21 protein-coding genes and 1 pseudogene are annotated in these 16,749 nt (G+C 71.1%); 18 read left to right on the forward strand and 4 right to left on the reverse strand.

Going from position 1 to position 16,749, the window contains the following annotated elements:
* Positions 1-6 precede the first annotated feature (6 nt).
* The 4 genes from rplI to ACFQ2D_RS03295 all read right to left on the reverse strand — a co-directional run bounded on the left by rplI (position 7) and on the right by ACFQ2D_RS03295 (position 1,808).
* Positions 7-459: a 50S ribosomal protein L9 gene (rplI, locus tag ACFQ2D_RS03280; protein WP_280940908.1), complete on the reverse strand. Its 453-nt coding sequence runs from the start codon at positions 457-459 to the stop codon at positions 7-9.
* A gap of 148 nt (positions 460-607) precedes the next feature.
* Positions 608-838 (reverse strand): 30S ribosomal protein S18, encoded by a 231-nt coding sequence (gene rpsR, locus ACFQ2D_RS03285; protein ID WP_280940907.1) that lies wholly within the window; start codon positions 836-838, stop codon positions 608-610.
* 11 nt (positions 839-849) lie between these two features.
* The gene (rpsF, locus tag ACFQ2D_RS03290; RefSeq protein ID WP_280940906.1) at positions 850-1,278 is read right to left on the reverse strand and encodes a 30S ribosomal protein S6; all 429 of its coding nucleotides are present in this window, start codon (positions 1,276-1,278) and stop codon (positions 850-852) included.
* A 188-nt stretch (positions 1,279-1,466) separates the two neighbouring features.
* Positions 1,467-1,808: a HesB/IscA family protein gene (locus ACFQ2D_RS03295; protein WP_280940905.1), complete on the reverse strand. Its 342-nt coding sequence runs from the start codon at positions 1,806-1,808 to the stop codon at positions 1,467-1,469.
* A gap of 104 nt (positions 1,809-1,912) precedes the next feature.
* Here ACFQ2D_RS03295 and asnS point away from each other — a divergent pair, with 104 nt between their 5' ends.
* The 18 genes and pseudogenes from asnS to ACFQ2D_RS03385 form a co-directional block, all read left to right on the forward strand.
* Positions 1,913-3,313, forward strand: coding sequence for an asparagine--tRNA ligase (gene asnS / locus ACFQ2D_RS03300; RefSeq protein WP_280940904.1), 1,401 nt, complete (start codon positions 1,913-1,915; stop codon positions 3,311-3,313).
* 19 nt (positions 3,314-3,332) lie between these two features.
* Complete coding sequence (locus tag ACFQ2D_RS03305) at positions 3,333-3,638, forward strand: hypothetical protein (RefSeq protein WP_280940967.1); 306 nt, start codon at positions 3,333-3,335, stop codon at positions 3,636-3,638.
* Complete coding sequence (locus tag ACFQ2D_RS03310; protein ID WP_280940903.1) at positions 3,635-3,955, forward strand: hypothetical protein; 321 nt, start codon at positions 3,635-3,637, stop codon at positions 3,953-3,955. Before ACFQ2D_RS03305 ends, ACFQ2D_RS03310 begins: the two co-directional genes overlap by 4 nt.
* Before the next feature lie 44 nt (positions 3,956-3,999).
* Complete coding sequence (locus ACFQ2D_RS03315; RefSeq protein ID WP_280940902.1) at positions 4,000-4,629, forward strand: FMN-binding negative transcriptional regulator; 630 nt, start codon at positions 4,000-4,002, stop codon at positions 4,627-4,629.
* Between the two features lie 11 nt (positions 4,630-4,640).
* Positions 4,641-5,426 carry an SDR family oxidoreductase gene (locus ACFQ2D_RS03320; protein WP_280940901.1) on the forward strand — a complete coding sequence of 262 codons (786 nt, stop codon included), beginning with the start codon at positions 4,641-4,643 and terminating at the stop codon, positions 5,424-5,426.
* A gap of 134 nt (positions 5,427-5,560) precedes the next feature.
* Complete coding sequence (gene nei / locus ACFQ2D_RS03325; RefSeq protein WP_280940900.1) at positions 5,561-6,373, forward strand: endonuclease VIII; 813 nt, start codon at positions 5,561-5,563, stop codon at positions 6,371-6,373.
* A gap of 43 nt (positions 6,374-6,416) precedes the next feature.
* Complete coding sequence (locus ACFQ2D_RS03330) at positions 6,417-7,844, forward strand: aldehyde dehydrogenase (protein ID WP_280940899.1); 1,428 nt, start codon at positions 6,417-6,419, stop codon at positions 7,842-7,844.
* Positions 7,845-7,872: 28 nt separating this feature from the next.
* Positions 7,873-8,535, forward strand: a complete 663-nt coding sequence (gene can / locus ACFQ2D_RS03335) for a carbonate dehydratase (protein ID WP_280940898.1) — start codon at positions 7,873-7,875, stop codon at positions 8,533-8,535.
* The gene (locus ACFQ2D_RS03340; RefSeq protein WP_280940897.1) at positions 8,535-8,990 is read left to right on the forward strand and encodes a RidA family protein; all 456 of its coding nucleotides are present in this window, start codon (positions 8,535-8,537) and stop codon (positions 8,988-8,990) included. The genes can and ACFQ2D_RS03340 overlap by 1 nt, the downstream gene beginning before the upstream one ends.
* Complete coding sequence (locus ACFQ2D_RS03345; RefSeq protein ID WP_280940896.1) at positions 8,987-9,535, forward strand: 3-hydroxyanthranilate 3,4-dioxygenase; 549 nt, start codon at positions 8,987-8,989, stop codon at positions 9,533-9,535. Before ACFQ2D_RS03340 ends, ACFQ2D_RS03345 begins: the two co-directional genes overlap by 4 nt.
* A gap of 112 nt (positions 9,536-9,647) precedes the next feature.
* Positions 9,648-10,109 (forward strand): bacteriohemerythrin, encoded by a 462-nt coding sequence (locus tag ACFQ2D_RS03350; RefSeq protein ID WP_280940895.1) that lies wholly within the window; start codon positions 9,648-9,650, stop codon positions 10,107-10,109.
* Between the two features lie 60 nt (positions 10,110-10,169).
* Positions 10,170-11,195 (forward strand): amidohydrolase family protein, encoded by a 1,026-nt coding sequence (locus ACFQ2D_RS03355; RefSeq protein ID WP_280940894.1) that lies wholly within the window; start codon positions 10,170-10,172, stop codon positions 11,193-11,195.
* Positions 11,196-11,238: 43 nt separating this feature from the next.
* Positions 11,239-12,525 carry a kynureninase gene (kynU, locus tag ACFQ2D_RS03360; protein WP_280940893.1) on the forward strand — a complete coding sequence of 429 codons (1,287 nt, stop codon included), beginning with the start codon at positions 11,239-11,241 and terminating at the stop codon, positions 12,523-12,525.
* A gap of 10 nt (positions 12,526-12,535) precedes the next feature.
* Positions 12,536-13,894, forward strand: coding sequence for an FAD-dependent oxidoreductase (locus tag ACFQ2D_RS03365; protein ID WP_280940892.1), 1,359 nt, complete (start codon positions 12,536-12,538; stop codon positions 13,892-13,894).
* Between the two features lie 34 nt (positions 13,895-13,928).
* Positions 13,929-15,374 carry an exodeoxyribonuclease I gene (sbcB, locus tag ACFQ2D_RS03370; RefSeq protein WP_280940891.1) on the forward strand — a complete coding sequence of 482 codons (1,446 nt, stop codon included), beginning with the start codon at positions 13,929-13,931 and terminating at the stop codon, positions 15,372-15,374.
* Positions 15,371-16,057 carry a DUF2461 domain-containing protein gene (locus ACFQ2D_RS03375; protein ID WP_280940890.1) on the forward strand — a complete coding sequence of 229 codons (687 nt, stop codon included), beginning with the start codon at positions 15,371-15,373 and terminating at the stop codon, positions 16,055-16,057. The genes sbcB and ACFQ2D_RS03375 overlap by 4 nt, the downstream gene beginning before the upstream one ends.
* Positions 16,057-16,602, forward strand: coding sequence for a DUF2939 domain-containing protein (locus ACFQ2D_RS03380; protein ID WP_280940889.1), 546 nt, complete (start codon positions 16,057-16,059; stop codon positions 16,600-16,602). The genes ACFQ2D_RS03375 and ACFQ2D_RS03380 overlap by 1 nt, the downstream gene beginning before the upstream one ends.
* Positions 16,602-16,715: pseudogene (locus ACFQ2D_RS03385) on the forward strand (ACT domain-containing protein); the annotation flags it as partial. The gene ACFQ2D_RS03380 and the pseudogene ACFQ2D_RS03385, both read left to right, overlap by 1 nt.
* Positions 16,716-16,749 lie beyond the last annotated feature (34 nt).

Raw genomic sequence — 16,749 nt, forward strand, 5'->3', positions numbered from 1 at the left:
CGGCGATCAGGCCGCTTCGGGCTCGACGACCACCTTCACCGTGGTCTCGGCGTCGGCGTGCAGGTGGATCACCACCTCGAACTCGCCGGTGTTGCGCAGCGGGCCTTCGCCCATCACCACTTCCGACTTCTCGACCGGGGCCACGGCCTTGGTCAGGGCCTCGGCGATGTCGCGCGGGCCGACCGAGCCGTACAGCTTGCCCTCGGTGGAGGCGTTGGCGTAGATGGTCACGCTCGCGCCTTCCAGCTTGGCCAGGCGGGCCTGCGCCTCGTCGGCGATGGCCTGGGCCTTGGCTTCGTATTCGGCGCGCTTGGCCTCGAACTCGGCCAGGTTGGCGGCGGTGGCCGGCACGGCCTTGCCCTGCGGGACCAGGTAGTTGCGGCCGTAGCCCGGCTTCACGGTGACCTTGTCGCCGAGGTTGCCGAGGTTGGTGACGCGCTGCAGGAGGATCAGTTCCATTTTCTTGCTCCGTATTCGTTAGCGGCGGGAAACGCGCCGCAACGGCTTGCTGTCCGAATCGGACGGATCGACATGACGCGGGAGCCGGCCAGGCCGGCCCCCGCCTCCATCCCCGGCGGGGACGGGACGCGCCCCTGGGGGCGTGCGATCAGACGTTGTGGTTGTCGGTGTACGGGATCAGCGCGAGGAAACGCGCGCGCTTGACCGCGAGCGCCAGCTGGCGCTGGTAGCGCGACTTGGTGCCGGTGATGCGGCTCGGCACGATCTTGCCGTTCTCGGTGAGGTTCTGGCGCAGGGTGTTGAGATCCTTGTAATCGATCTCCTTGACGCCCTCGGCGGTGAACTTGCAGTACTTGCGGCGGCGGAAGAACTTGGACATGTGAGTGCTCCTCAGGCGGCTTCGGTCGATTCGGCCTTGCTGCCGTCGCCGTCGGTGGACGTGGTTTCCTCGTCGTCGCGGCGGCGACGCTCGGTGCGCTCGGGCTTGTCGCCCTTCTCGTCCTTGTTCTTCATGATCAGGGACTGCTCGGTCTCGGCCTCGTCGCGGCGCATCACCAGGTGGCGCAGGATGGCGTCGTTGAAACGGAAGCCCTCGACCAGCTCGTTGAGCACGTCCTGGCCGGCTTCGATGTTGAGCAGCACGTAGTGGGCCTTGACCAGGTTCTCGATCGGGTAGGCCAGCTGGCGGCGGCCCCAGTCCTCGAGACGGTGGACCTTGCCGTTGCCGTTCTCGATCAGCGTCTTGTAACGCTCGATCATCGCCGGCACCTGTTCGCTCTGGTCCGGGTGGACCAGGAACACGATTTCGTAGTGACGCATCGGTGTTTCCTTTCGGGTATCGGGCGCCCGGTCGGGCGGCCCAGGACAGCCCCCCGACAGCCTGGCGGCCGCGGTGGAGCAAGGGACTCCCCCCGGCAGGCCGAAGGGAGCCGCGCATTATGGAGGATCAAGCACTTGCGGGCAAGGGCAGCCGCCGGCCCCGGCCGGGCCGGGCCCGGCCCGCCGGCTCAGGCCACGCGGTCGGCGTCGGTCGTGAAGCTTTCCCCGCAGCCGCACTCGGCGGCGGCGCGCGGGTTGTCGAACACGAACTCGTGGTTCAGGCCCTTGCGGACGAAGTCGATGGTGGTGCCGTCGACCATCGGCAGGCTGCTGGCGTCGACATAGATGCGCACGCCGTCCTGCTCGCTGACGCTGTCGCCCGCGCGCGCCTCGCGCGCCAGCTCGACTTCGTAGCCCCAGCCCGAACAGCCGGTGCGCTTGACCCCGAAGCGCAGGCCGATGGCGTCCGGGCTGCCGTCGAGGAACTGGCGGACGCGGTCGAAGGCGGCGGGCGTGAGCTGGATGGGCATGGCGTCGATTCTAGCGTGGGGCCGGTGCAGGCGCGGTGTCGGCGCGCGGCGGCGCGTTAAACTGTGCGTTCCGATATCGGCCCCCTCTCCCCAGGATTCAAGGCATGACGGTTTCCAGCGTCGAACACGCGCTCGCGGGCAGGATCCCCGCCGGCGGCGAAGTCACGGTCCGCGGCTGGGTACGCACCCGGCGCGATTCCAAGGCCGGGCTGAGCTTCGTCAACGTCAGCGACGGCTCCTGCTTCGCACCGATCCAGGTGGTCGCGCCGGCCACCCTGCCCAACTACGAGGACGAGGTGAAGCGCCTGACAGCCGGCTGCGCGGTGATCGCCCGCGGCACCCTGGTGGCCTCGCAGGGCCAGGGCCAGAGTTTCGAGATCCAGGCCGAGTCGATCGAGGTGGTCGGCTGGGTGGAGGATCCGGAAACCTACCCGATCCAGCCCAAGGCGCATTCGCTCGAGTTCCTGCGCGAGGTGGCGCACCTGCGCCCGCGCACCAACCTGTTCGGCGCGGTCACCCGCATCCGCCACTGCCTGGCGCAGGCCGCGCACCGCTATTTCCACCAGCACGGCTACTACTGGATCAACACGCCGGTCATCACCACCTCCGACGCGGAAGGCGCCGGGCAGATGTTCCGCGTGTCCACGCTGGACCTGGCCAACCTGCCGCGCAACGACCGCGGCGAGGTGGATTTCTCGCGCGACTTCTTCGGCAAGGAGGTGTTCCTGTCGGTGTCCGGCCAGCTCAACGTCGAGGCCTTCGCCCTGTCGATGAGCAAGGTCTACACCTTCGGCCCCACCTTCCGCGCCGAGAACAGCCACACCACGCGCCACCTGGCCGAGTTCTGGATGATCGAGCCGGAGATCGCCTTCGCCGACCTGGCCGAGGACGCGCGGGTGGCCGAGGACTTCCTCAAGTTCCTGTTCCGCGCGGTGCTGGACGAGCGCGCCGACGACATGGCCTTCATCGCCGAGCGCGTGCAGAAGGACGCGATCACCCGGCTGGAGAAGTTCATCAACGCGCCGTTCGAGCGCATCGAGTATTCCGATGCGGTGGCGCTGCTGCAGAAGTCGGGGCAGAAGTTCGACTTCCCGGTCGAATGGGGCCTGGACCTGCAGACCGAGCACGAGCGCTGGCTGACCGAGCAGCACGTCGGCCGCCCGGTGGTGGTGACCAACTACCCCGAGCACATCAAGGCCTTCTACATGCGCCTCAACGACGACGGCCGGACCGTCGCGGCGATGGACGTGCTGGCGCCGGGCATCGGCGAGATCATCGGCGGCAGCCAGCGCGAGGAGCGCCTGGACGTGCTGGACGCGCGCATGGACCAGTTCGGCCTCGACCGCGAGCACTATGCCTGGTACCGCGACTTCCGCCGCTATGGCACGGTGCCGCACGCCGGCTTCGGCCTCGGGTTCGAGCGCCTGATCGTCTACGTCTGCGGCCTGTCCAACATCCGCGACGCGATCCCCTACCCGCGCGCGCCGGGCAACGCGGAGTACTGAGATGCTGCTGTCCGAACCGATCGTGCTGTTCGCCGCGCTGTGCTTCATCGGCGTGGCGATCGGCGGCCTGACCGCGTTCGTGATCTTCTGGCCGTTGTCGCTGGTGCACCTGCGCGACCGCCACCCGGAGGTCCACGCCGGCCTCGGCCCCGGCCCCTTCCTCGGCCGCAGGTCGCTGCGCTGGCTGCTGGGCGGCGGCTACCGCGAGGTGCGCGACGCGCAGTTCACCGGGCTGGCCACGCCCGCACGCATCGCCGCCTTCGTCATCCTCGCCGCGCTGGCCGCGTCGGCCATCCTCTGGCTCTGGGCCCTGGTGCTGAAGTGAACGAATCCTCCCCTCCCCCTGTCCTCGAGCAGTGGTGGCTGGCCAGCCTGGGCCGCACCGTGGTCTGGGCGCGCCTGCGGGTGCGCGAGGCCGGCACCGCCGAGGTGTTCGACAGCGACGGCAACACCCTGGTCTACGACAGCGAGGACACCGCGCGGTCGATGCTGATGGACGCCGATTTCGTCGCCTTCGACGGCCTGGACGAGGACGATGCGCTCGAGCGCGGTTTCTCGCTGGCCGAGCTGGCGCCGCCGGCCGATGGCGACGAGGCCGCGCTGCGCGCGCGCATGGTGCAGTCGCTGGGCAAGCGGGCCTGAGTCCAGCCGGAGGCCCCGGCCGTGCGATGCCCTAAGATCGGGCCATGTACGCACCGCGGGCCTTCGCCGAAACCGACCTGTCCCAGCTCGACGCGCTGCTGGCCGCCGATCCCTTCGTCACCCTGGTGACCACGGACGCCGACGGCGCGCCGTTCGCCAGCCACCTGCCCGTGCTCTACCGGCGCGACGGCGAGCGCGTGCTGGTCGAAGGCCACTGGGCGAAGCCCAATCCGCAGGCCGCGCACGCCGGGCCGGCGCTGATGATCGTGCACGGGCCGCATGCCTACGTCTCGCCGGGCTGGTATCCGGACAAGGAGGCGGCCGCTCGGGTGCCGACGTGGAACTACGCCGTCGCCCACCTGTCCGGCCAACTGCGGACCTGCGAGGACGAGGCGGCGCTGGCCGACCTGGTGTCGCGACTCAGCGACTGCTTCGAGGCCGGAGTCGGGCAGGACTGGCGCTTCGAGCCCGGCCGCGAGGACCACCGCCGGCAGCTGCGCGGCATCGTCGGCTTCCGCTTCGAACCCGAACGGATCGCGCTGAAGTTCAAGCTCAGCCAGAACCATCCCGCCGCCAACCGCGCCGCGGTCGCCGATGCGCTGGAGGGCCTGGATGCGCGCAGCCGCGCCGTCGCCGGCCTGATGCGCGCACGCGAGGCGACCCGCACCGACTGACAGGAGACCCCATGGATCTCGATCTCACCGGCCGCCACGCCCTGGTCTGCGGCGCCTCCGAAGGCATCGGCCGTGCCGCCGCCCGCGAACTGGCCCTGCTCGGCGCCGACGTCACCGTGCTGGCGCGGCGCGAAGCGGCGCTGCAGGCCGTGGTCGATGCCCTGCCCCGCGGCGGCGCGCAGCACCACCGCCTGCTGGCCGCCGACGTGACCATGCGCGAGGCGCTGCGCGAGGCCGTGGCCGGGCTCGCCGCCGAAGCGCCCGTGCACATCCTGGTCAACAACACCGGCGGCCCGCCCGGTGGCCCGGTGCTCGATGCAGGCGAAGCCGCGTTCCTGGATGCCTTCGGCCGTCACCTGCTGGCCAACCACGCCCTGGTTCAGACCGTGGCGCCGGGCATGCGTGCGGCCGGTTGGGGACGCGTGGTCAACGTGGTCTCGACCTCGGTCTACGAGCCCATCGCCGGCCTGGGCGTGTCCAACACGATCCGCGGCGCGGTGGCGAGCTGGGCCAAGACCCTGTCGCGCGAACTCGCGCCTGGGGGAATCACGGTCAACAACGTGCTGCCCGGCTATACCGACACCGCCCGCATCGACCAGATCCTGCGCGAGCGCAGCGCCGCCAGCGGCCGCTCACGCGAGGAGGTGCTGGCGTCGATGCTGGCCAGCGTGCCGGTCGGGCGCATGGCGCGGCCGGAGGAGACCGGCGGCGTGATCGCCTTCCTGTGCTCGCCCGCGGCGGCCTACGTCACCGGCGTGAGCCTGGCGGTGGACGGCGGCCGCATGCAGTCGATTTGAGGATCGGGATCGGGATGGGTGGCGGGTGACGGGCGTTGATGATTGGAAAGCACAGGCACATACGCTCCGCTTTTCTTCGAATCACCAATCACCAATCACCAATCACCGCTCGCCAACCCCGAATCCCCCTGCCAATGCCCGAAGGTCCTGAAATCCGCCGCGCCGCCGACCGGCTCGCCGAGGCCGTGGTGGGGCGGCCGCTGGTGTCGGCCTGGTTCGCGTTCCCGGCGCTGCAGCGCTTCGCCGAGGATCTGCCGGGGCGCCGGGTGGTGTCGATCCAGCCGCACGGCAAGGCCTTGCTGACCCGCTTCGACCACGGCTGGACGCTCTACAGCCACAACCAGCTCTACGGCGTGTGGCGGGTCTGCGCCGCCGGCGAACGGCCGCGGACGTCCCGCTCGCTGCGGGTGGCACTGGAGACCGCCGAGCGCGCGATCCTGCTCTACTCGGCCTCCGACATCGCGATGTGGCGCGACGAGGACCTGGTCCGGCATCCGTTCCTGGCCGGGCTGGGGCCGGATGTACTCGATCCGGGCCTGGACGCCGCCACGGTCGAGGCGCGGCTGCAGGCTCCGGCCTTCGCGCGGCGCCGGCTCGATGGACTGCTGCTCGACCAGGGGTTCCTGGCCGGCATGGGCAACTATCTGCGCGCCGAAGTGCTGTTCGACGCAGGCATCGCGCCTGGCCGGCGGCCGGCCGACCTGGATCCCGGCGAGCGCACGCGACTCGCCGCGGCGCTGCTGGCGGTGCCGCGCCGCAGCTATCGCACCCGCGGCATCGAGCCGGCGCGCGGCATGCGCGAGGACTACCTCACCGACACGCCCGGCGGCTTCCGCTTCGAGGTCTTCGACCGCGAAGGCCAGCCCTGCCGCCGCTGCGGCACGCCAATCCTGCGCAGCCAGGCGGCAGGCCGGCGCATGTACGCCTGCCCCGGCTGCCAGCACTGAGCCTCGCGACGCCCGCGCCCGGCTGCCGGAGTAAGCTGGGGCGATGAAACGCTGCCTGCACCTGATCGGGGGCGAGACGCGCGAACCGGCCTCCGGCCGCTGGCTGGACGTGCACGAGCCGGCCTCCGGCCGCATCTTCGCCAGCGTGGCCGATGGCGATGCGCGCGACGTCGAGGCCGCGGTCGACGCCGCCCGCGCCGCCGCGCCGGGCTGGGCCGCGCTGCCCAACGACGCCCGGGCGCGCTGCCTGGAGCGGCTGGCAGACGCGCTGGAAGCGCAGGCCGAACTGTTCGCGCAGGCCGAATCCCGCGACGCCGGCAAGCCGATCGCGCTGGCGCGCGAAATCGAGATCCCGCGCGCGGTGGCCAACCTGCGCTTCTTCGCCCACGCCGCCACCCAGTTCGCCAGCGAGTCGCACCACGGCCAGGCCGGCCTCAACTACACCCTGCGCCAGCCGCTGGGCGTGGTCGCCACCATCTCGCCCTGGAACCTGCCGCTGTACCTGCTGACCTGGAAGATCGCGCCGGCGCTGGCGGCAGGCAACGCGGTCGTGGCCAAGCCGTCGGAAGTCACGCCGCTGAGCGCGGCCATGCTCGGCGAACTGGCCCAAGGGGCCGGGCTGCCGGCCGGCGTGCTCAACATCGTCCACGGCCGAGGCCCGGAGGCTGGTGAGGCGATCGTCGCGAACCCGGATGTACGTGCGGTCTCGTTCACCGGCAGTACCGCCGTCGGCAGGCGCATCGCCGCGCTGGCGGCGCCGCAGCTGAAGAAGGTGTCGCTGGAACTCGGCGGCAAGAACGCGACGATCGTGTTCGCCGACAGCGACTGGCAGGACCACCTCGATACCCTGGTGCGATCGGCGTTCCAGAACAGCGGCCAGATCTGCCTGTGCGGCTCGCGCCTCCTGGTCGAGCGCGGCATCGCGCGCCAGTTCACCGAGGCCTTCGTCGAGCGCGTGCGCGCGCTGCGCGTCGGCGACCCGGTCGACCCCGACACGCGCTTCGGGCCGCTGGTCTCGCAGGCCCACTTCGACAAGGTCGTGGCGGCGCTGGCCCGGGCCCGCGAGGAAGGCGGCCGCGTGCTCTGCGGCGGGCATGCGCTGGACCGGCCCGGCTGGTTCGTCGAACCCACCGTGATCGAGGGGCTCGGCCCGGACGCGGACACCAACCGCATCGAGATCTTCGGCCCGGTCGCGACCGTGCAGGCCTTCGACGACGAGGCCCAGGCGCTGCGGCTGGCCAACGCCGTGGACTACGGCCTGTCCGCCTCGCTGTGGACGCGCGACCTGGACCGCGCCCATCGCCTGGCCGCGGCCCTGCGCGTGGGGATCGTCTGGATCAACAGCTGGATGCTGCGCGACCTGCGCACGCCCTTCGGCGGCACCGGGCAGTCCGGGCTGGGCCGGGAGGGCGGGCTCGAGGCCATGCGCTTTTTCACCGAACCACGGAACGTCTGCATCGCTTTGCGATAATGGCGGGACCCTCCCCTGTGGACCCCAGATGAGCCGACTCGACGAACTGCTGCAGAAGAACGAAGCCTGGGCCTCGCGCATCGAGGCCGAGGACCCCACCTTCTTCCAGCGGCTGTCGAAGCTGCAGACGCCCAAGTTCCTGTGGATCGGCTGTTCGGACTCGCGCGTGCCGGCCAACCAGATCGTGGACATGGCCCCGGGCGAGGTGTTCGTCCACCGCAATATCGCCAACGTGGTGGTGCATACCGACCTCAACTGCCTGTCGGTGATCCAGTTCGCGGTCGACGTGCTCAAGGTCGAACACATCCTGGTGGTGGGCCACTACGGCTGCGGCGGCGTGCTGGCCGCGCTGGACGGCATGCGCGTCGGCCTGGCCGACAACTGGATCCGCCATGTCAAGGACGTGGCCAACCGCCACAGCGGCGTGCTGGCCGCGATCGAGGAGCATGGCCTGCGCCACGACCGCCTGTGCGAGCTCAACGTGCTCGAGCAGGTGGCGAACGTGTGCGAGACCACGATCGTGCGCGACGCCTGGTCGCGCGGCCAGGCGCTCCACGTGTACGGCTGGGTCTATACCCTGCGCGACGGCCGCGTGCACGACCTGGGCCTGGACGTGGACAGCGAGCAGTCGCTGTCGGACCAGTACGCGCCGGCGCTGGAGCGGATCCGGACCGACCGGGAGGACCGCTGATGGCGGGCGCCGGCATCCGCGCGGACGCGGCGCCGGCGCCGGTCGGGCGCTATCCGCATGCGCGCCGCGCCGGCGGACTGCTGTTCCTCTCCGGGATCGGCCCGCGCGCGCCGGGCACCGATGCCGTGCCGGGCAATATCCACGATGCGCAGGGCGGGCTGGTGTCGCACGACATCGCCGCGCAGACCCGCGCGGTCTTCGCCAACGTCCGCGCGGTGCTCCAGGCCAGCGGCGCGCGCTGGGAAGACCTGGTCGACGTGACCGTCTACCTCACCGACATGGCCGGCGATTTCACCGGCTACAACGAGGTCTGGGCGGAGTACTTCCCCGACCCGGCCACCGCACCGTGCCGCACCACGCTGGGCATCGACGCGCTGCCCACGCCGATCGCGATCGAGCTCAAGTGCGTCGCCGCCCTGCCGCCCGGCCCCGCCGGGAAGGAGTCCTGCCGATGATCCCCGCGCCGCTCAACTTCCAGCAGTGGGTCGAGGACAACCGCCACCTGCTCAGACCGCCGGTCGGCAACAAGTGCATCTACGACGGCGAATTCATCGTGATGGTGGTCGGCGGCCCCAACGCCCGCACCGACTACCACTTCGAGGAAGGCCCGGAGTGGTTCTACCAGCTCGAGGGCGAGATGGTGCTGCGGATCCAGAACGAGGGCCGGGTACGCGACATCCCGATCCGCGCCGGCGAGACCTTCCTGCTGCCGCCGCGCGTGCCGCATTCGCCGCAGCGCGCCGAGGGCTCGATCGGCCTGGTCATCGAGCGCCGCCGCCTGGCCCACGAGGACGACGGGCTGATGTGGTTCTGCGTGCAGTGCAACACCAAGCTGTACGAGGAATTCTTCCACCTCCAGGACATCGAGCAGGACTTCTTCCGCGTGTTCGAGACCTTCTATCGCGACGACGCGCTGCGCACCTGCAAGGCCTGCGGCCACCTCAACCCGCGCCCCGGCCGCTACGAGATGCAGGCCGACTCGCAGGCCGACATCACCTGAGGCGCGCGGCCGCGAGCGCCCGGATGCGCCCCGGTCCTTGATTGCGATCAATGTCGAGGCGCCGCCGGCGCCGCACAGTGCCGCCCACGCAACGCGTTACAGGGGACGCACCGTGGGACTGCTCATCTGGCAGGAAGGCCTCAACACCGGCATCGACATCATCGACAGCCAGCACCAGCGCATCGTCGAGATGATCAACCACCTGCACGTGGCGGAGAAATCCGGATCCCGCGCCGCGATCACCGAGGTGATCGACGAAATGGTCGACTACACCCTCTCCCACTTCGCCTTCGAGGAAGAGCTGATGGAGGAGGCGGGCTATCCCTTCTGCGCCGCGCACAAGCGCGTCCACGAGGTGTTCGCCCGCCGCGTGGGCGAGATGCGGATGCGCTTCGAGGCCGGCGAGGACGTGGTCGGCGAGCTGCAGGGCATGCTCTCGCGCTGGCTGTTCAACCACATCCGCAACGACGACAAGGCCTATGCCGACCAGGTCAAGCAGCACCTGAACGTCTTCGTCCGCGAGCACCAGCAGGGCGGCTGGCTCAAGCGCACCGTGCACCGCCTGTTCGGCTGAGTCCCCGCCGTTGCCGCAGTGCGGCGCGCCCGCTGCGCCGGCAATGCCTACAATCGGGCGATGCTCCGGATCGACATCCACGCCCACTACCTGCCCCGCGAATGGCCGGACCTGGCCCGCAAGTACGGCGAGTCCCGCTTCCCGGTGATCCACCATACCGAGGACGGGCGCCACCGCATCTACAAGGACGGGCGCTTCTTCCGCGAGATCTGGTCGCGAACCTGGGACGCGCGCGAGCGCATCGACGACTACGCGCGCTTCGGCGTGCAGGTGCAGGTGATCAGCACCGTCCCGGTGATGTTCAGCTACTGGGCGCGGCCCCAGCATGCGCTGGAGCTGCACCAGGCGCTCAACGACCACATGGCAGCCACCTGCCGCGACCATCCGCGCCACTACGCCGGCCTCGGCACGGTGCCGCTGCAGTCGCCGCGGCTGGCGGTGCAGGAACTGGAGCGTTGCGTGGACCAGCTGGGCCTGCAGGGCGTGCAGATCGGTTCGCACGTCACCGGTCCGGACGGCACCCACTGGAACCTGGACGCCCCGGAACTGTTCCCGTTCTTCGAGGCCGCCGCCGACCTGGGCGCCGCGATTCTGGTCCATCCCTGGGACATGATGGGCGCCGACAGCATGCCCAAGTACTGGCTGCCCTGGCTGGTCGGCATGCCCGCCGAGCAGTCGCGCGCGGCCTGCTGCCTGGTGTTCGGCGGCGTGCTGGAGCGCCTGCCGAAACTGAAGGTGTGCATGGCGCACGGCGGCGGCAGCTTCCCCTACACGATCGGGCGCATCGAACACGGCTTCAACATGCGGCCGGACCTGGTGGCCACCGACAACCCGCACAACCCGCGCGACTACCTGCGCCGGATGTACTTCGACTCCTGGGTGGCCGACCCGCGCGCGCTGCGCTACCTGATCGACACCTGCGGCGTGGACCGGGTGATGCTCGGTACCGACTACCCCTTCCCGCTCGGCGAGCAGGAACCGGGCGCGGGCATCGAACAGCTGGCCCTGCCCGATGCCGACCGCGCGCGCCTGTACCACGGCACCGCGCTGGAATGGCTGGGCCTGCCGGCCTCGCGCTTCGCCTGAGCACGGCGACGGCCGCCGGCACCCGTCCTCCTACAATGCCCGCATGACCGACCTGTACGACGCCCAGCACGCCCGCCGCCTCGACGAGGCCGATCCGCTGTCCAGCCTGCGCGCCGAATTCCTGGTGCCGCGGCACGGCGACGCGGAGCAGGCCTATTTCTGCGGCAATTCGCTGGGCCTGCAGCCGCGCGGCGCGCGCGCCCATGTCGAGCAGGTGCTGGACAAGTGGGCGACCGAGGCGGTGGAGGGCCATTTCACCGGCCAGGCGCAGTGGATGTCCTATCACGCACTCGTGCGCGATCCGCTGGCCGCCGTGGTCGGCGCCGAGCCGGGCGAGGTGGTGGCGATGAACACGCTCACCGCCAACCTGCACCTGATGATGGTCAGCTTCTACCGGCCGCAGGGGGAGCGCAACGCGATCCTGGTCGAGGCCGGCAGCTTTCCGTCCGACCGCTACGCGGTCGAATCGCAGCTGCGCTTCCACGGGCTGTCGCCGGAGCAGGCGCTGGTCGAGGTGCAGCCCGACCGCGAGGACGGCACGGTGTCGATGGAGGCCATCGAGCGCGCCATCGCCGAGCATGGCCCGCGCCTGGCGCTGGTGCTGTGGCCCGGCGTGCAGTACCGCACCGGCCAGGCCTTCGACCTCGCCGCGATCGCGCGCCTGGCGCACGCCGCCGGCGCGGTCGCCGGCTTCGACCTGGCCCATGCGGTGGGCAACCTGCCGCTGGCGCTGCACGACAGCGGCGCCGACTTCGCGGTGTGGTGCCACTACAAGTACATGAATGCGGGGCCGGGTGCCGTTGCCGGCTGCTTCGTGCACGCGCGCCATGCGCGCACCGGCCGGCCCCGCTTCGCCGGCTGGTGGGGCCATGAGCCGTCCACGCGCTTCCGCATGGGGCCGGAGTTCGTGCCCACGCCGGGCGCGGACGGCTGGCAGCTCAGCAACCCGCCGATCCTGGGCCTGGCGCCGCTGCGCGCATCGCTCGAGTTGTTCGCGCGCACCGGCATGACGGCGCTGCGCGCCCGCTCCGAGCGCCTGACCGGCTATCTCGAGGCCCTGGTCGATGCGCGCCTGCGCGGCACGCTGCAGGTGCTCACGCCGCGCGATCCCGCCCGGCGCGGCTGCCAGCTGTCGCTGCGCGTGCTCGAAGGCCGCGGCCTGACGGGACGCGACGCCGGGCGCGCGCTGTTCGAGCACCTTGGCAGCCAGGGCATCGTCGGCGACTGGCGCGAGCCGGACGTGATCCGGATCTCGCCGGTCCCGCTCTACAACACCCACGCCGACGTGCTGCGCTTCGCCACGGCGGTGGAGCGGTGGCGGTCGGCATGAGGGACGAGCGATGAGCAGCCGGGATCCGCGCGCCATCACCATCATCGGCGCCGGGCTGGCCGGCACCCTGCTGGCCACCCTGCTCGCCCAGCGCGGCTGGGCAGTGGAGGTGTTCGAGCGCCGCGGCGATCCGCGCGTGCACGGCTACGCCGGCGGCCGTTCGATCAACCTCGCCCTGGCCGAGCGAGGCCTGCACGCGCTTCGCCAGGCCGGTGCCGACCCGGGGGTGATGCGCCAGGCGGTGATGATGCGCGGGCGCATGGTGCATCCGCTGGGCGGTCAGCCGGAGCTGCAGCGCTACGGCCGCGACGACAGCGAGGTGATCTGGTCGATCAACCGCGGCGAACTCAACATCGTGCTGATCGAGGCCGCCGAAGCCGCGGGCGCCGTGCTGCACTTCGACCGCCGCCTGGAGTCGGTGGACTTCGACGCGCGCACGATGCGCGTGTGCGGCGACGGCCATGACCAGACCCGCCCCTTCCACAGCCTGGTCGGCGCCGACGGCGCCGGCTCGACCCTGCGCCTGCAGATGGCGCGCCACGCCGACCTGGGCGAGCGCACCGAGTGGCTCGACCACGGCTACAAGGAACTCGAGATCCCGCCGGGCGCCGGCGGCGGCTTCCGCATCGAGGCCAACGCGCTGCACATCTGGCCGCGCGGGCATTACATGTGCATCGCCCTGCCCAACGACGAGCGCACGTTCACCGTCACCCTGTTCATGCCGCACGCGGGGCCCTACCCGAGCTTCGAGACGGTCCCCGACGGCGCCGCGGCGCTGGCGCTGTTCGAGGAACAGTTCGCCGACGCGGTGCCGCTGATCCCGCTGCTGGAGCAGGATTTCGACCGGAACCCCATCGGCACGCTCGGCACGCTCTATCTCGACCGCTGGCACCTGGACGAGCGCGCCGTGCTGCTGGGCGACGCGGCGCACGCGATGGTGCCCTTCCACGGCCAGGGCATGAACTGCGCCTTCGAGGACTGCGTGGCGCTGGCCGACCACCTGCAGTCCGCGCCGGACGTGGCCAGCGCCTATGCCGCCTTCGCTGCGCAGCGCATGCCCGATGCCGCCGCCATCCAGCGCATGGCGCTGGAGAACTACATCGAGATGCGCGACCGCGTGGACGACCACGGCTACCGCCTGCAGCGCGCCCTCGAACTGCAGCTGCAGGAGCGGCACCCCGGACGGTTCGTGCCGCACTACAGCATGGTCACCTTCATGCGCATCCCCTACTCGCTGGCGCTGGCGCGCAGCGAGATCCAGCGCGGCATCCTGGCGCGCGCGACCCGCGGCCTGGCCTCGCTGGACGAGGTGGACTGGGCGGCGCTGGACGCTGACGTGCTGGCGCGGCTGTCGCCCATCGCCGACTGAGGGCACGACCCGCCCGGCCGCCCTACAATGGGCCATGGGCGCCAGCTTCCTGTTCTACGACCTCGAGACCTTCGGCGCCGATCCGCGCCGCACCCGCATCGCCCAGTTCGCCGCGATCCGCACCGACGAGGACCTCAACGAGATCGACGAGCCGATCGATTTCCTGGTCCGCCCCGCCGACGACCTGCTGCCCTCGCCCGACGCCACCCTGGTCACCGCCCTGCCGCCGCAGCGTGCGCTGGCCGAGGGCGTGCCCGAAGCCGAGGCCTTCGCCCGCATCTTCGAGGAGATGTCGCGGCCCCAGACCTGCACCCTGGGCTACAACTCGCTGCGCTTCGACGATGAATTCGTGCGCTACGGTCTGTACCGCAACTTCTACGACCCCTACGAACGCGAGTGGCGCGGCGGCAACTGCCGCTGGGACCTGCTCGACGTGCTGCGGCTGATGCGCGCGCTGCGCCCGGACGGCATCGCCTGGCCGCAGCGCGACGACGGAAAGGGCACCTCGTTCAAGCTCGAACACCTGGCCACCGCCAACGGCGTTCGCACCGGGGACGCGCACGAGGCGCTGTCGGACGTGCGCGCCCTGATCGGCCTGGCGCGCCGCTTCCGCAGCGCCCAGCCCCGGCTGTGGGACTACGCGCTGAAGCTGCGCGACAAGCGCCATGTCGCCACCCTGCTCGACACCGTGGCGATGACGCCGGTGCTCCACGTTTCGCAGCGCTATCCGGCCACGCGCCTGTGCGCGGCGGCCGTCGTGCCCCTGGCCAGGCATCCCCGCATCGACAGCCGGGTGATCGTGTTCGACCTGGACTGCGATCCCGAACCGCTGCTGCAGCTCGATCCGGAGACCATCGCCCAGCGCCTGTACATGCGCGCCGACCAGTTGCCCGAGGGCGCCGCGCGCATCCCGCTCAAGGAGGTCCACCTCAACCGCTGCCCCGCGATCGTGCGCTGGGACCACCTGCGTGCCGGGGACTTCGCCCGCCTCGCGATCGATCCCGACGCCGCACAGGCGCGGGCCGCGCGCCTGCGCGAGGCCGGGCCGGAACTGGCCGAGAAGCTGCGCCGCGTGTACGCGCAGCAGCGCGAGCAGGACGCGGTCGATGTCGATGCCGCCCTCTACGACGGCTTCCTGCAGGACAGCGACAAGCGCCTGTTCGCCGAAGTGCGCGCCACTGCGCCCGCGCAGCTGGGGGCGCGCGCCTTCGATTTCCGCGACCCGCGCATGCCCGAACTGCTGTTCCGCTATCGCGCCCGCAACTGGCCCGGGACGCTCGACGCCGCCGAACGCCTTCGCTGGACCGACTATCGCCGCCAGCGCCTCGCCGACGGCAGCCCGCACAGCGAATTCGGCTTCACGTCCTATTTCGACCGCATCGCCACACTGCGCGGCGAACACGCCGGCGATGCCGCGCGCCTGGCCCTGCTCGACGACCTCGACCGCTGGGGCCGCCAACTCCACGCATCCCTGGCATGAGCACCTACTTCACCGACAAGTCCCTGAAGTTCCTGCGTTCGCTGGCGCGCCACAACGAGCGCGCCTGGTTCCTGGCGCACAAGGACGACTACGAGGCGCACGTACGCGCGCCGTTCCAGCGCCTGCTCGACGACCTGCGCGGGCCGCTGGCCGAAGTGAGCATCCATTTCCGCTCCGACTCGCGCAAGGTCGGCGGCTCGATGTTCCGCATCCAGCGCGACACGCGTTTCGCCAGCGACAAGGCGCCCTACAAACAGTGGCAGGGGGCGCGCCTGTACCACGAGCGCTGCCGCGAGGTGCCGGCGCCCTCGTTCTACCTGCACCTGCAGCCCGGCGGCAGCTTCTTCGGCGGCGGCATCTGGCATCCCGATACTCCGGTGCAGCGCCGGATCCGCCAGTTCATCTTCGACAATCCCGGCGGGTGGAAGGCCGCCGCGCATGCACCGGCGTTCCGCCGCCGCTTTGATCTCGACAGCGACGAGATGCTGGTGCGTCCGCCACGCGGCTTCCCCGCCGACTTCGAGTTCATCGACGACCTGCGCCATCGCAACTTCGTCGCATGGCGCCCGATTGACGACGGGGTGATGCTCGGTCCACGCCTGCTGGCCACGCTGCAGAAGGACCTGCAGGCCCTGGCGCCTTTCATGGACTACCTGTGCGCCTCGCTGGACCTGGAGTTCTGATGCGCCGGTGGCTGGCCGTCGTCGTCCTGCTGCTGGCCGCGCTGCTGGGCTGGGTGGCCGCCGGGCCCTACGTGACGATGCACGCCATCGGCAAGGCGGTGCGCGAGGAGAACGCCGCCGCGCTCGCGCGGCACGTGGACTTCCCGCGCCTGCGCGCCAGCCTGCGCGACCAGGCGGGCGACCGCCTCTCGCGCAGCCTCGGCCTCGACGGCCAGTCGGGCTGGATCGGCGCGCTCGGCGCGGGCGTCGCGCAGCAGCTTGCGGGCGGCGCCATCGACCTGATGGTGACGCCGTACGGACTCGGTGCGCTGATCGAGGGGCGCAAGGTATGGAACCGCGCCAGCGGGCTGCCGCCAGCGCGCACCGAGGAAGGCGCGCGCGCGCGCCCGGATCCCTGGCGCAATGCGGTGCGCCGCTACGAATCGGCCTCGCGCTTCACCGCGACCGTGCGCACCGACGACGGCCAGCCGCTCGTCTTCGTACTGACCCGCGACGGCCTGCGCTGGCGGCTGTCGGATATCCGCCTGCCGCCGGAGGCGCCCTGATGGCGGCGGGCCGCGAGCTGCGCACGCTCCTGGCCGGCCTGCGACCGGAGCTCGCGCCGGGCGCCTATGCCTTTCTCGTGCTGCCGGACGGTGTCGCGCTCGATCCAGCCCAGATCGTCGCCTCGGTCCGCGAGCCGGAAGGCCTGT

It is taken from the genome of Luteimonas composti (assembly GCF_042678665.1).
Lineage (GTDB): Bacteria > Pseudomonadota > Gammaproteobacteria > Xanthomonadales > Xanthomonadaceae > Luteimonas > Luteimonas composti.